The organism is Natrialba sp. SSL1 (assembly GCF_001861355.1).
In the GTDB taxonomy this organism is placed as follows: domain Archaea; phylum Halobacteriota; class Halobacteria; order Halobacteriales; family Natrialbaceae; genus Natrialba.
In genome coordinates, this window is the sequence record NZ_MASN01000040.1 from 134,571 (window position 1) to 148,604 (window position 14,034).

A 14,034-nucleotide genomic window follows, 5' to 3' on the forward strand; every position below is an offset into this window, starting at 1 on the left:
AACAACGGCAGCGACAACGACAGAGACAACGACAGCAAATCAGCGCTCGAACACGCTGTAACTATTTTCTCGTAGCCGATTGGGTACACAAGTACTCGAGTAGCCGCCTGGACTGCATATGCGGTCGCGAACGATGGAAGGACGGAATGTAGCAGGCGAGCGAGGGAACGAGAGCGATCAGGAGAGAATCGTGACATCTGGGCCGTCGTCCTCATCATCTTGGATAAACTCGCCCGAGCAATCGTACTCGATGATCTCGATCTCTGCGATGTCGGGCTCGTCCTCGTACGGTCCCGAGCGGTCGGACATACCGTAGACCGTCAGCGAGTCGAGGTCCGGACTCGAGTCGTCGCTGTTCCACCGCTCACAGAGGTGGTTCGCGAAGTACGAATGGTGGTTCTCGTTCCCCGCGAAGCGCATGTTCGAGAGGTACTTGCGCTCTCTTGAGGTGTCGTAGGTTTCGTCGACGTTCGGCGGTCTGTCCCAGTCGACCTCGCCGCCATGGAGTGCGTCGACCTCGGAGCCGTTGGCGAGTTCACCGGGGACGACGAACCACTGGGCTGTCGAGGTCGGGTTCGGCGCGAACATCCGCCAGCTCTGGTCGGCCTGCAGCGTGTCGAGTACCTGGTCACCGGGGTCGGGGACTTCGGTGTAATCGACGGCCTCGGCGTTCGAGAGGATGACGAGGACCAGGAGGAGCCACGGGATGACCGTGACGGCGACCAGTCGTCCGTAGCCGATGGCGGTGGTGAGCGGATCGGTATCAGGTTGTGGTTTCGGGTTGCCACTCGCAGTCTCATCATCGTGTGCAGTGCCAGTCTCGTCGTGATTTCCAGCCTCGCTCTCGCTTTCGTTCTTGTTTACAGTCTCGTTTTCGCTCTCATCTTCATCAGCATCACCATCATCATCACCAGTACCGGCCCCATCAGTCCGCACTGGCTCCGCCCCACCAGCACCCGGAACCCGAATCGGTACAACTGGCAACGTCGTCTGGCACCACTCGAGTACACCCCGAAGCGGTGAGGCGAGGCCGACCCGCTGGGCCAGCCGTTCGGCCCAGTCCCAGATGATCGGCGGGTAGAACAGGAGCAGGCCGGCGACGACGATCAGCGGGAAGAGATCGATCCGTAGGGTGACCAGCATTCCGAGGTGCATCCCGACGAACCCGGTTGCGAGCAGTGCTCGCGGGATCCCCGTCAGGAGGAGCAAGAGCGGTGAGATGACGATCATGACCATCCACGCGTACGTAAAGAGTTCAAGCAGTGCCGTGGCGTCCGCGAGGGTGTTCCCGAGCAAGATAGTCAGGTGGTCGGCCTGGAAGATATGGACGACTGCGTTGCCCTCCATCCACGGATCGCTTCTGGTTTTGTGGATGGCATTGGTGACGTACATCAGGAGTACCTGGACGAGGATGGCAATCGTTCCAATCGTCGCAAGCGTCGTTCCGTCACGGCGCGTTGAGTCGAAGCGACGCGCGTCGACGGACCACCGCGAGCCAAGCGGGAGGAAGACACTCCAGAGAAGTAATAGGCGAAGCAGGATGTCACCGCCGTTGAGCACCATCGGATTGCGGATGTGCAACGAAACCAGCAAGAGCCACGAGACGATGGTCACGAAGCGGGTGCGATAGCCGAGAATCAGCGCGACCGCAAACAGCCCTGCAATCAGGAACAAGAGCCCCTGTACCCACGCCGATCCCGAAAGCGCGTGCAGCGAGTAGACCGACGAGTAATCCGAAAACAGCGCCGCGAGTGGGAGCACGCCTGCGTCGGTGTAGAACAACTCGAGTTGCCGTGCCCGCATCGCGAGGTCGACGATGAGCAAGAGTCCGAGCGCGATACGAAACACTGCGAGCGCACGCCGGTCGACCGCGATGCGTCGCTGAAGCGCGCTGCCGAGCCACTCGAGTCCGCGGTCGAGTCGGTCCCGTCCTGCGGACGACGTAGCGGGGGACTGTGAGGGGGCAGACGACGTAGCGGGTGTCGGCGACTGTGAGTCGGATTGGGACTGGCGGTTTGACATCGTCGGACAGGTCGTCTATCGCGAGTCTCGCCCAGATTGGCATAAGCTTGTTGCACGCTGAAAGGATTATTTCATCGGGTTGGTCGTCCCCATAACGGCAGACGCAGGCGGGTAGCTGGGTGGACGGACTCGTTTTTGAACACCGATCGGTTGCTCTCTCTCTGGTGTTCAGCCGCGGTTACGCCTGAACGCGGGGGCGACACAAATCCACGCGGGGAGGCAGCACAACCCCACCTCGACCGAGCGCATCGAAACGCTGAACTGTCGCACGCGCCAATATACAAGACCGAATGAGCCCTGACACGTCCGAGACAAAACCCCCGGACGACAGCCCCATCGTCCTCTTCGACGGCGTCTGCAACCTCTGTAACGGCTTCGTTCAGTTTCTCGTCCCCCGGGACACCGACGAGCAGTTCTACTTCGCCTCGCTCCAGTCTGATACCGGGAAGGAACTGCTCGGCGAACACGGCCTGCCGACGGACGAACTCGAGTCCATCGTCCTCATCGAGGGAGACGACTGTTACGTCAAGTCAGCTGCTGTCATCCGAATTGCATCGATTTTGGGGGGCATCTACGCGTTGCTTCGACCGTTCCGACTCGTGCCGCGGCAGATCCGCGACTGGGTGTACGATCTCGTCGCAGCCAACCGGTACCGTCTGTTCGGCAAGAAAGACCAGTGTATGATGCCAACGGGGAACGTCCAGCAGCGGTTCCTAGAGTGAAAGGACGACGCAGAGCGGCCAAGTGCGTAACAGCAGCCAGCGGATTTACTTCGACGTCGATTCCGGTGCGTACAGCGTGCGTTCGAGTGTTGCGACGAGTTCATCGCTCGTATCGGGGAGCCACGCCGTCGTCGTCACAGTCGTTCGTCGGAAGAAAATGCCCTGCAGCGTCACACACAGTACTTCGGCCACTCGCCCTGATTCACAGTCGACGAACGTCCCCGAATCGATGCCCGCCTCGATAACCGACTGGAGCCAGTCTCGAAACACCCGGTCGCTCCGAGTGAAGTGTTCGCGGTATGCGGTGTCGTGAGCGGCTTGCGCGCGCAGTTCGATGAACGCCCGGCGGACCGACTCCTCGGGATCGGAGTTCGCTGGCGCACAGATGCGTTCGATCGCCTCTTCGAGGGTCACCCGTGGATCATCGACCGTCTCGTCCAGCGTCGACTCGAGATAGTCGAGCATGTACTCGAGACACGAGAGGACGAGTTCGTCCTTGCCGTCGTAGTGATGGTAGATCAGCGACTGACTCTTCTCGAGTTCGTCGCCGATTACCGAGAGCGTGAGGTCAGCGTAGCCGTGGTCACAGAGTGCTCGGTAGGTTGCCGCCAGAATTTCCTCACGCGTTCCGGAGACGGTCTCGAACGGATCGACACTCATCAGGCCAGGAACCCCACTGCAGCGGTTGTCGATTGTGTCGCACGAGAGGGATAGAACTGGATCGAGACGTGTCGGCTCAGTCGCTTCCAGTTGCTGTGTTTCCTTCTTTCAGGTTTTTTGCCTCCAGTATTCTTGTCACCGGTATTAACCCACGTATCGTGCATACCAACGTGGTGTAGACGCCACCGCATAAGTGTTTGAATGAACATTCAATCAAAAGTGCTATATACGATCTGCCGACTGTATCACATAATGACCTATTCTCGCGTCCGGTCGTGGAAGCGACTCGCTCACTACTGTGAGCTATCCATCGACATGGCAACACAGCACCGAGTCGAGAATGGAGGCGCCACATGAGCCGGTCCAGGGGCACCGCTGTGCTCGTGGTGCTCGGGTTCTGTCTCCTTGCGCTTCTCGCCCTCCCGACGATCGGTGGCGCCCTCGAACGAGGTGAACCGAATCTCGAACTCTATCTCTCGGACAACGAGGTCGCTCCCGGCGGGACTGAAGCGATCGAGATCGACATCCAGAACGATGCTGAACTGACCGTCGGTAGCGGCCAGGAAGTGCTGACGGCTCGCGCAACGTCGGTCGAACTCGAGGATACGGGGCCGTTCGAGTCGAAGTCCGGTGAAACCGCAGTCGGGCCGATTCAGGACGGGCAGATCGTCTCCGTCCCACAGCAGATCGAGGTGCCGAACGATATCGAGCCCGGTGAATACGATGTGTCGGTTCGTGTGCGCTACGCATACACGAGTATGGTTTCTGATCGCGCTGGCGTTACACAACGACAAACCGCCTCGGAAACCCACGACGTGACCGTCGTCGTTCCCGACGAACCACGGTTCGACATTACTGATGTGAAGACCGACGTCGAACCGGGTGCAAGCGGCCCTGCAACGATCGAAGTGACGAACACGGGGACGGAACAGGCAAACGCCACACGTGCCACGATCACCGGTGGGACTGGCGTCACGATCGACGGCAGCACGCTGGAGGCACCAGCAGAGGAGATCATCGGTGATCTCGAACCGAACGAGTCGACGACGTTCGGTGTCGATGTTGCACTCGAGGACACACTGAGCGGCGGCGAAAAGCCACTCGACATCCAGTTCAGCTACCGCGATTCCTCGGGTATCGAACGCGAGAGCCAGTCCAAAACGGCGAGCCTCGTTCCCGCTTCGGAGCAGTCGTTCTCGATCGACAATCTCGAGGACACCCTCGCTGTCGGCTACGACGGCGAAATCACCGGTGAACTCACGAACGACGGGCCACGAGCGGTCGACGACGCAGTGTTGATCGTCGAACCGATGAGCGAGTCGTTGTTCATCGAGGATACGCGCTACGCGCTGCCAGAGCTCGATGCCGGTGAAACGACGACGTTCCGCTATCCGACCGACGTGAGCGGACAGGCCGATGAGGGGCCACGCCAGCTTCGATTCTCCGTCGAGTACACCGGGAGCGGTGACGCCACACTCGAGGACGGTCCGATTTCAGAGCGCGTCTTCGTTGACCCACAACACGATGAGTTCAGCCTGACTGACGACGGGATTTCCGTCCCGCAGGGTGAGCAGACGTCGTTTGACCTCGTGATTACCAACGAGCGCCAGGAGACGTTGTCGAATATCGACGCGAAGCTGTACACCGATAGTCCGTTGCAGACGAGCAACGACGAGGCGTTCGTTTCGGAACTCGCGCCCGGTGAGTCCGCGACGATGACGTTCGACGTGTCGGCGTCCGCCGACGCGCCAGCCGAAACGCACCCGATTGAACTCGACTTCGAGTACGAGACCGAACGCGGTGAGACGACGATTTCGGACGTCTACCAGCATCCGATCGATGTCGACGCCGTCGAGACCGACGACGGTGGCAGCTTCATCGGCTCGGCGGTCGGCCTGATGGCAGCGCTCACAGCGGTTGGTCTCGGCCTCGGGTTCTGGTGGCGGCGCACGTGAGCGAACGGATGTGTCGACTCACCGTTTCACGCCGTGAACCCAGTTTCAGGGCCTCCTGTAAGCAAACCAGTGTCGGACGAATGTCCAAAGAGCGATGAGTGAAGATCGATCGGATCAGCCGGCGGAGACACGAGGAGAGTCGGCATCAGAGACATCGTCACCGGAGAGCGGTGATACCGGTGTGACCCTCTTTGGGAGCCTCAGTGATCGGCTCGGCTCGCTCGGTGGTGGCTCCGGTAGTAGTTCGGATGGTGGATCAGCTGGCGGATCGCGCGGCGATGATCCGTTTACTCGCCGCGTCAATCCCCTAATTACGAACCGACCCTGGACCGTCGTTCTAGTCTTTCTCCTGCTGACGGGTGTCTTCCTCGGCGGTGCAATTGGTGGTGGTGCCGGGCAGGAAGCCGGTGCTGACCAGTTCACCGAAGACACCGAGGCCTACGAGGCGTTCGAGGACATGCAGGAGAACTTCGACCGTGGTGACCGGTCGAGCGGTGGCACATCGGCACAGCTGTTCATTACGGACGAGCGAAACGTCCTTTCGGAGCAGAATCTGTTACGGATGCTCGAGTTCCAGGACCGGATCGAGAACGACGGCGACCTTCGGGTTGTCTCGAGTACCAGTCCAGCCTCGCTCGTTGCCACACAACTCGACCCGTCGGCGACGACGCCCGAAGAACAGTACCGGGCGGTCGACAGAGCGTCTCAACGCCAACTCGATGAGGCGATTGCAACAGCCGACGAGACGAGCGGACTACCAGTGAGTACAGACTTCACTCGCTCGTCGGCGAGTGCGAGCGTCGCACAGGTCGCGATCACGTACGATACGCCGCCGATGGCAGAGACGAGTGACTACGCGAATCTGCAGTTCGAGACCCAGGATCTGGCGAACGAAATCGACGGCTTCGACACCGACGACAACGTCGTTATCTTCGGCGACGCGATTCTCGAAGAGGAGACCCTGCAGTTGCTCGGCGACACCTCGATCGTCGTCTTCCCGGCAGCGATCATCCTGATCCTGTTCTTCTTGCTGGTCGCCTACCGTGATCCGATCGACCTCGGACTGGGACTCGTCGCGTTGGTGATGACGATGATCTGGACGTTCGGGTTCATGGGATTCGCCCAGATACCGTTCTCTGATGCACTAATAACCGTCTTCCCGCTGTTGCTCGCAGTCGGGATTGACTTCGGGATTCACATCATCAACCGGTATCGCGAGGAGCGCACGACCGGTGTCCCGATCGGAGAGGCAATGCAGATTACGACCGGGCAGTTGACGACGGCGTTGCTCATCGTCACCCTGACGACCGTCTTCAGTTTCGGTGCGAATCTGCTCAGCGACATGACCCGCGACTTCGGGATCGTGGCTGCTGCGGGGATCATCTTCACCTTCCTCATCTTCGGTGTCTTCTTGCCAGCGGGGAAGGTCGGGTTCGACCGACTCCGCGAGGGGACCCGGTTCCCCGAGTTCGGATCGACGCCGCTCGGAAGCGAGCAGTCGTTCCTGGGACGGGTGCTCCCGGTCGGCGTCCACATCGCTCGGGCGATTCCAGTGCTCTTTCTCGTCGCGATGCTCGTCATTGGGACCGGTGCTGCCGCGTACGGAACCGGTGTCGACACCGAGTTCGACGACGAGGCGTTCTTCCCCGATGAGGAACGTCTCGAGCAGTACGAAGCACTTCCCGAGCCGTTTGCAGCAGGCGACTACACCTTCTTGACGGTGCTCGATCACATGGAAGAGGACTTCGAGCAGGGGCTTGAGGGATCGGTGACCGTCTACATCGAGGACCCAGGTCTCAGAGACGACGACGCACTCAGGGAGATCGATCAGGCGCTCCAGCGTCCGCCCGACGCCTTCGAATCGGATGGCAGACAGGCCGACGCGAATAGTCTGCTCGATACGATCGAGGCACAGGCGGCCGCAGATCCAGCGTTCGATGCGACTGTCACACGATACGACAGTAGCGGTGACGAGATACCCGACCGTGAGATCGACGCCGTTTACGACGCGTTGTTCGACACCGCGCCAGACGAGACCGCGGACCGGTTGACGACCGACCGGGGTGCCACACGGATCGACATCCAGGTCGACGTCGACGCCGAGCAGGACGAGGCCGTCGCTGCGGCGACCGAGGTTGCAAACGATATGACACTCGATGCAACACCGACCGGTCAGCTCGTGCTGTTCGAGACCGTCATCGAGCAGACGACCGACTCGTCGATCACCAGCCTGTTCGTCGCGTTCGTATTGACGATTATCTTCCTCGTACTCTCGTACTGGTGGCTCGAGGGCCGAGCCATCTACGGCGTCATCAACCTCGTTCCCGTGTTGCTCGCCGTTGCACTGCTCGCAGGATCGATGCGACTGTTCGACATCCCGCTGAGTCCGATCAACGCGCCGATCCTCTCGGTATCGATCGGACTCGGCGTCGACTACACGGTCCACCTGATGCACCGGTTCGTCGACGAGTACGAAGAACGCGAGGACACCCACGAGGCGCTGCTCGTGACCGTGCAGGGAACCGGCGGCGCGCTCACCGGTAGTATGCTCACGACCGTCTGTGGTCTCGGCGTGCTGTACCTTGCACTGATCCCGCTGATCATGGAGTTCGGCCTGCTGCTCGCACTCGGCGTCTTCTACGCCTGGTTCACGTCGATTCTCGTCCTCCCGTCGGTCGTGATCGTCTGGGACCGTCTCGAGCAACGCTACGGGGAACTCGAGTGGTTCCCGTCGGCGACGGCGTGACGATGTCGATAAAACTTCGGACCGCTTCTGTTGTCAGCCTCGAGTCAGCCGTCTGCCGACCATCGACTGAGAAGCCAGACCACGAGTGCACTTACGCCCGCGACAAGCGCCGGCCATCGATCACTGCTCAGGAACAGATCCGCCGCCGGGAATCGATAGTCCGAAATCGGCCAGAACACCGCGTAGGAGTACCCAGTGGCAGTCACGAGCACGATATCGAGGATGTGATGAGAGACGACTCCGACGACGATGAGGGCGAGCGCCTGCCGTCGGAGTTCCGGTGCGACGAACAACGATCCAAAGAGGGCGACGATGAGCGTTCCAACAAGCGTGTGCAGCGGTGCCCAGGAGAACGGACTCCCGAGCAGGAACGAGACCGCGGGATCCGGAAGTAGCAGCTCGACCTTGACGAAGTCGGGTACGAGTGCGCCGATCATCACCAGCGTCACGTGCACCGGTCGCATCCACCCGTAGCGCATCGACAGCAGCGTCCCAATCACGTACCCAGCCAGCACGTGGGTTAACACGTCAGCCACGGCGCTCACCCCCATCGTCGCTATGGGTAAACGCTCGGAGTGTCGCGACCCCATCCGAGAACTGACTCGAGAGCCAGGCTGTCACGGACAGCCGCTGCTCTCGCGGCACGAACGCCAGCCGTGTCCGGTCGAAGCGCCAGCCACACGCAAACCGGCCGACGACCCACAATCCACCGAGTAGCGATACTGCGTACATGTACTGCATCTCGCTCGACTGCCGAGCGACCGTTCGGTCCGCGGCCAGCGTCGACTCGTCCTCGAGTGTCCCGTGAGCGGAGAGCTGGTCACCGGACTCGAGTGGGCCATCGGTATTCACCAGCGTGTCCTCGGCGTCGACGACGGTGAACTGACCGTAGCCACTGGCTCTGGTTGCGATGACGACCGGATCAGTGTCGACGACTTCGCCGCCGAGTGTGACTTCAGAGCCGACGTAGGCGGCTCGATCCTGTGGGACGTCGGTTTCGTCGGGACCTGGTTGTTCCATCGGTTCGGCCGGCGATGCGCCGGCCCAGACCATGAGTCCGAAGAGGAGCGCAAGCAAGAGCAGGGCTGCGAGCAGGCGACCGCGCTGACCGAACGGTTCCGCCATGTGTTCGGATAGAGAGAACGGAAGAGTGGGAATAGGTTTTCTGATCCGATTCTCGTGGTACCGTTTCGGGAGTGGTTCCGGTCCCTCGCTTAGCGTCTAATGTCCTCGAGTACCTTCCAGAGCTGGCGGATCACGATCGTACAGTCGAACCAAATGGACTGTTTGCGGATGTACTCGAGATCGTACCGGAGTTTCATGTTCGGGTCGGTGCTCTTTGCGTCGTTGATCTGCGCGAGACCCGTAAGTCCTGGTTTGACGAACCAGCGCTTTCGCCACGCGGGAACGTCCTGTTCGAGCAACGGTTCTTCGCTGGTCCAGACCGCACGGGGGCCGACAACACTCATCTCACCGAGCAGAATCGACCACAGCTGTGGGAGTTCGTCGAGGTGGGTTGTTCGGAGGACGCGTCCGACTCGCGTAATGCGGTCGTTGTCTTCGTCGTCGGTCGGCGTCGCGGACTCGCCTTCCGGGACCATCGTCCGGAACTTGTAGACTGGGAACGTCTCACCGAATCCGGCAGTCCGGTGCTGGCTGTACAGCACGGGTCCAGGGCTGTCGAGTTTGATGGCGAGTGCAATGACGAGCATGAGCGGTGCAAACACGAGCAGTCCGACGGTAGCGAAGCAGATGTCGAAGACGCGCTTGAAGAAGTGATCGAACGGGTCCCATGGTTCGAGGTCGATATCGACCAACGTATCGACAGCACCGTTTGCGACTAGTACGCTATCAGCGTACTTGCGATGGACTTTCGCTCGCACACCGTGTTCGTGACAGGCATCGAGCGCACCGAAGAACTCGGCACGGTCTGGCTGCTGGAAGGCGAGCACAACGGTATCGATGTCGTACTCGATCAGCACGTCTTCGAGTCGCGAGAGACCGCCGAGTCGGGTCAACGAATCGACAGTGTCGTGTCCCTCGTGACAGAGTGTGCCGGCATTTGGAGCTGTTTCGTTGGCTGTTTCTCCATCCGGATCGTGGCCGTGGTCGCCAGTCTGTTGCTTCGGTGTCTCTCCGACGACAACGCCACCGTCAGTCGTCAGGTGTGTCCCGGCCGTCCGTTCGTCGAACGAGAAGGTCGCAACCGTCGACGGGCAAAGGTAGCCAAGCACCGGTGCATCGATTTCGGGAGCGATGCGTTCAATCTGGCCGAGGTCATCGCCGACGATGAGCGTCCGCGAAGCGGTCGTCCCAGGGTGACGACGAATACCGAGAAACAGCAGCGGAATCGCCACCAGAAGCATCCCTGCGATCATCGCAAGCGTTGCTCGTGGCAGCCGATGCGACCACTTGAAGTAGCCAAGCGCTGCGAGTGCGAGCAGTGCGACGATAACGCGCTTCTGGGAGAACACCACCAGATCAAGCGTCCGTCGCGGCTGGGGCTTGTACAGTGGAATGAGACTGCCAACGACTGCGAGTACGCTCAATGCAATCGCCCAGTACAGCGACGATCCCGAAAGCACCGTCACCTCAAGTCGGTTGAAAAGTGGGACGTACGTGGTAAAGAGGGCCTGTGAAACGGGGTGGTTTGCAGCGAGCACGGCAGTGATCGTTACCAGAATCACGCCGAGCATACTTCCGATTCGAAACCGCCACCCAGTCAGCATTCGTTACGACTCACGTGTCGGCGTCGGCATAAAGTTGTTGAATAAATCACCTTCTGACACTGTCTCACCCGCGAGAACGGCCGTATTCGGCCAGTAACGTTATCACGGATCACTAGCCGTATCAGTCAGAACTCCAGCGCTTGCAACGAGACGACGGAGACAAGCACGAAAGGAAAACGCCGTTTAGAACGGGAACAGCGAGTCGGCGTCCGGATCGCGCTCGAGAAGTTCGATCTCGTGGCCGTCCTGATCCTTTGTGAAGGCGTACATGTTGTCGTTACTCTCGGGGTCGCGGTAGTCCGGCGCCTCACGAGTTAGCAACTGATCCCAGTCTTCTTCGAGGTCGTCGACACGGACACAGAGGTGTCCCCAGGCATCGCCCATGTCGTAGCTGCGGCCGTCGTAGTTGTAGGTGAGCTCGAGTGCCATCTCCTCTGGAGCGGCGTCCTCGGGTTTCAGGAAGTAGTTCGCAAAGGAGTCTGCCTCCCAGCGGCCGGTGTGTTCGTACTCGAACTTGCGGGTCCAGTAACCGAGCGCCTCGTCGGCGTCTTCGACACGGATCATGGTGTGGTCGAGCGACCAGAGCGCGCCCTCGTCGGGGTCGCGCTTGACAATCTCGATCTCGTGGCCGTCCGGGTCCTTGACGAACGCGTAGCGCCCGCCACAGGACTCGGGATCGCGGTAGTCCTCGACGCCCTCGTCCATCAGCTGCTGGTAGTAGTCCTCGAGTTCCCCCTCGGGAACGCGGACGGCGATGTGACCCCAGGCGTCGCCGACCTCAAGGTCGTCCTCGCCCTCGTTGTGGGTGAGTTCGAGCATCGCGCCGTCCTCGTGCATGTCTTCGGGGCCGAGATAGACGATGGTGAAGCCGTCGCCCTCGTAGCGATCTTTCTCCTCGTACTCGAGATGGGTCTGGTACCACTCGAGTGACTCCTCGAGGTTTGCGACGCGAAGCATCACGTGGTCGAACGTTCCGTCCATAGGCGAGCAAACGCCGGGAATTGGCAAAAGAGTGGCGAATGCGGAGGTCTGTTCGGCGTCAGGAGAAGGAGAGCGGCAGTGTGATCGGCTCGGGCGATCGGATCGGTCGGGACGATCGGCGATGGAGCCGATCTGTCGGTGGCGATCAGTCCTCGTTACTGTGGGTGGGGCTGGTGTCGGTATCGCGGGTGATAGCCGAGGCCTTCGGATCGACGCCGCGACGGCGTCCGTCGAGTTCCGAGAGGGCGTAGACGAGTCCAACGAGCAGGACGACGCCGATCGGGAGGAAGACGACAGGGGGGACCGAGAGGTAGCCGTAGAGGAGGTAGCAGACGACGACGACAGCCATGACCGTGGCGGCGTAGTACATCTGTGTCCGAATGTGGTCGATGAGGTCCGCACCGGTAAACGTCGACGAGAGCACGGAGGTGTCGGAGATCGGCGACGTGTGGTCACCGAATATCGCACCGGAGAACACCGCGCCGACGACGACTGGCATCAGTTCGAAGGTACCAGTGAGGTTGTAGGCGACCGTAATGGCAATCGGCGTCACGATCCCCATTGTTGCCCACGACGACCCCATCGTGAACGCGACGAAGGCGGCCACGAAGAGGACGACAATTGGGAGCAGTTCGGGCGGGAGGAAGTCGCCGACCACGGTGGCGACGTAGTCGCCGGTTCCGAGGTCCTCCGCGACGGCGCTGATCGACCACGCGAGGACGAGCACGGTCACTGCGGTCAGCATGAGGTTGAACCCTTCGAGTACCGTCTCGACGCTGTCACCGAGATCGAACAGGTCGTAGACGAGCCCGATGATGATTGCCGTCGCGACCATGGCGAACGATCCCCAGACGAGCGCTGCGGCGAAGTCGCCGGCACCGACGATGTCGACGAGGACGCCGACGGCGTTCGAGAGCATCTCGAGGAAGCTGTCACCGTCGACGGCAGCGACGAAGGATGTCGTCTCACCCGCTTCTGCTTGCTCGGCCCCCCACTCCTGATACCCCGTCCAGAACGCACCGGCGAGCGTCACCGCGACGAGGGCCACGATCGGCGCGAAGAACGTCCGGAGCATCGGCTTCTCCTCGATCGGTTCGCGGAGGTCTTCCTCGACCTCCTGGAGTGGCTGTGCGTCATCTCGGTTTACCTTCCCCGTTTGCCAGGAGCGGTGTTCCGCGGTGAGCATCTCCCCGTAGTCGCGTCGTGAGAGGACGATAACGCCAACCATCACGATCGCAAGCAGCGAGTACGTGTTGAACGGAATCGACCCGACGAACGTTTCGAAGACGCCCGGCACATCCTCCGCGGCGACATTGAGATCGTCGTCGTTGATCAGACTCTCGTACCCTTCGTCGATCATCGATAGCTGAAACGCGACCCAACTCGAGAGCCCGATGGTCGCGACCGGCGCAGCAGTCGAGTCGACGATGTAGGAGAGCTTCTCGCGAGACATCCGCATCTGATCGGAGATTTCGCGCATCGTGTTGCCGACGATCGCCGTATTTGCGTAGTCGTCGAAGAACAGGAGCATTCCGAGAACCCACGTGGTGAGTCCGGTGGCCCGCTGGGTCTGTAATCGCTCTGTCGCCCAGTTTCGAACGGCCGTTGCGCCGCCGAGACGCCAGATGAGCGCTACGCCAGAGCCAAGCAGGAGCGTGAAGACCAGAATCTGTGCGTGAAATACGTCACCGATAGAGCCGGTGATCCAGGCGAACGTCTGTCCAATTCCATGGGTCCCCGTTGCGATGATGCCGCCCGACCAGATCCCGACGAACAACGACAGAATCGGTCGGCGTGTCACGATCGCGAGTGCGATCGCGAGCAGCGGCGGAACGAGTGATATCGCACCAAAATCCGACATGCGTCGCTATTCATTGGGTATGCAAATAATCCTGCTCATTCGATTGTTTGTCCTATCGTTCATTACATTCTCGACTGTATGTCAGTCCCACGTCCATGTCTGTTACCGAAATCGAGGCGCTAATGCCCCTTCCTCAGCGAGCGCCGAAGGCACGAGCAGGCAGGGGATACAGCGTCCCCAGAAATCTTCGATTTCTGGTGTGCGAACGAGACGCTTCGCGTCTCGTCAACGCCGCTCGTCTTTCTTGGACTGTTCTACAGCAGGCTCGCAGGCCCACGCCATCGGTAGCTTTATGTTTCTACCTAGTTTAAACATTGGTAATGGATCGGTACGAGGTCGAAGGGCACGAAGTCCACGA

General features: G+C 60.5%; 10 protein-coding genes. 3 read left to right on the top strand and 7 right to left on the bottom strand.

What is annotated here, in order from left to right; genetic code table 11:
- Positions 1 to 177: 177 nt before the first annotated feature.
- Positions 178 to 2,022 (bottom strand): HTTM domain-containing protein, encoded by a 1,845-nt coding sequence (locus BBD46_RS15380; RefSeq protein WP_071402573.1) that lies wholly within the window; start codon positions 2,020 to 2,022, stop codon positions 178 to 180.
- Between the two features lie 290 nt (positions 2,023 to 2,312).
- On the opposite strand from BBD46_RS15380, the gene BBD46_RS15385 reads away from it, so the two are divergent.
- Positions 2,313 to 2,744: a thiol-disulfide oxidoreductase DCC family protein gene (locus BBD46_RS15385; RefSeq protein ID WP_071402574.1), complete on the top strand. Its 432-nt coding sequence runs from the start codon at positions 2,313 to 2,315 to the stop codon at positions 2,742 to 2,744.
- Between the two features lie 45 nt (positions 2,745 to 2,789).
- Here the strand turns inward: BBD46_RS15385 and BBD46_RS15390 are convergent, their stop codons facing one another.
- The gene (locus tag BBD46_RS15390) at positions 2,790 to 3,404 is read right to left on the bottom strand and encodes a TetR/AcrR family transcriptional regulator (RefSeq protein ID WP_071402575.1); all 615 of its coding nucleotides are present in this window, start codon (positions 3,402 to 3,404) and stop codon (positions 2,790 to 2,792) included.
- A 353-nt stretch (positions 3,405 to 3,757) separates the two neighbouring features.
- Here BBD46_RS15390 and BBD46_RS15395 point away from each other — a divergent pair, with 353 nt between their 5' ends.
- Together BBD46_RS15395 and BBD46_RS15400 are read left to right on the top strand one after the other, a co-directional pair.
- Entirely contained in the window at positions 3,758 to 5,359 is a 1,602-nt protein-coding gene (locus BBD46_RS15395; protein ID WP_071402576.1) for a COG1361 S-layer family protein, read from the top strand.
- Between the two features lie 94 nt (positions 5,360 to 5,453).
- The gene (locus BBD46_RS15400; RefSeq protein ID WP_071402577.1) at positions 5,454 to 8,105 is read left to right on the top strand and encodes an efflux RND transporter permease subunit; all 2,652 of its coding nucleotides are present in this window, start codon (positions 5,454 to 5,456) and stop codon (positions 8,103 to 8,105) included.
- Positions 8,106 to 8,149: 44 nt separating this feature from the next.
- On the opposite strand, the gene BBD46_RS15405 is transcribed toward BBD46_RS15400, so the two are convergent.
- From BBD46_RS15405 to BBD46_RS15425, 5 genes are all read right to left on the bottom strand, one after another.
- Positions 8,150 to 8,656 carry a metal-dependent hydrolase gene (locus BBD46_RS15405; RefSeq protein WP_071402578.1) on the bottom strand — a complete coding sequence of 169 codons (507 nt, stop codon included), beginning with the start codon at positions 8,654 to 8,656 and terminating at the stop codon, positions 8,150 to 8,152.
- Positions 8,634 to 9,230: a hypothetical protein gene (locus BBD46_RS15410; RefSeq protein ID WP_071402579.1), complete on the bottom strand. Its 597-nt coding sequence runs from the start codon at positions 9,228 to 9,230 to the stop codon at positions 8,634 to 8,636. The genes BBD46_RS15405 and BBD46_RS15410 overlap by 23 nt, the downstream gene beginning before the upstream one ends.
- Positions 9,231 to 9,319: 89 nt before the next feature.
- Positions 9,320 to 10,834: a sugar transferase gene (locus BBD46_RS15415; protein ID WP_071402580.1), complete on the bottom strand. Its 1,515-nt coding sequence runs from the start codon at positions 10,832 to 10,834 to the stop codon at positions 9,320 to 9,322.
- Between the two features lie 183 nt (positions 10,835 to 11,017).
- Positions 11,018 to 11,815 (bottom strand): VOC family protein, encoded by a 798-nt coding sequence (locus BBD46_RS15420; protein WP_071402581.1) that lies wholly within the window; start codon positions 11,813 to 11,815, stop codon positions 11,018 to 11,020.
- A gap of 145 nt (positions 11,816 to 11,960) precedes the next feature.
- Complete coding sequence (locus tag BBD46_RS15425; protein ID WP_071402582.1) at positions 11,961 to 13,676, bottom strand: Na+/H+ antiporter NhaC family protein; 1,716 nt, start codon at positions 13,674 to 13,676, stop codon at positions 11,961 to 11,963.
- Between the last annotated feature and the right edge of the window lie 358 nt (positions 13,677 to 14,034).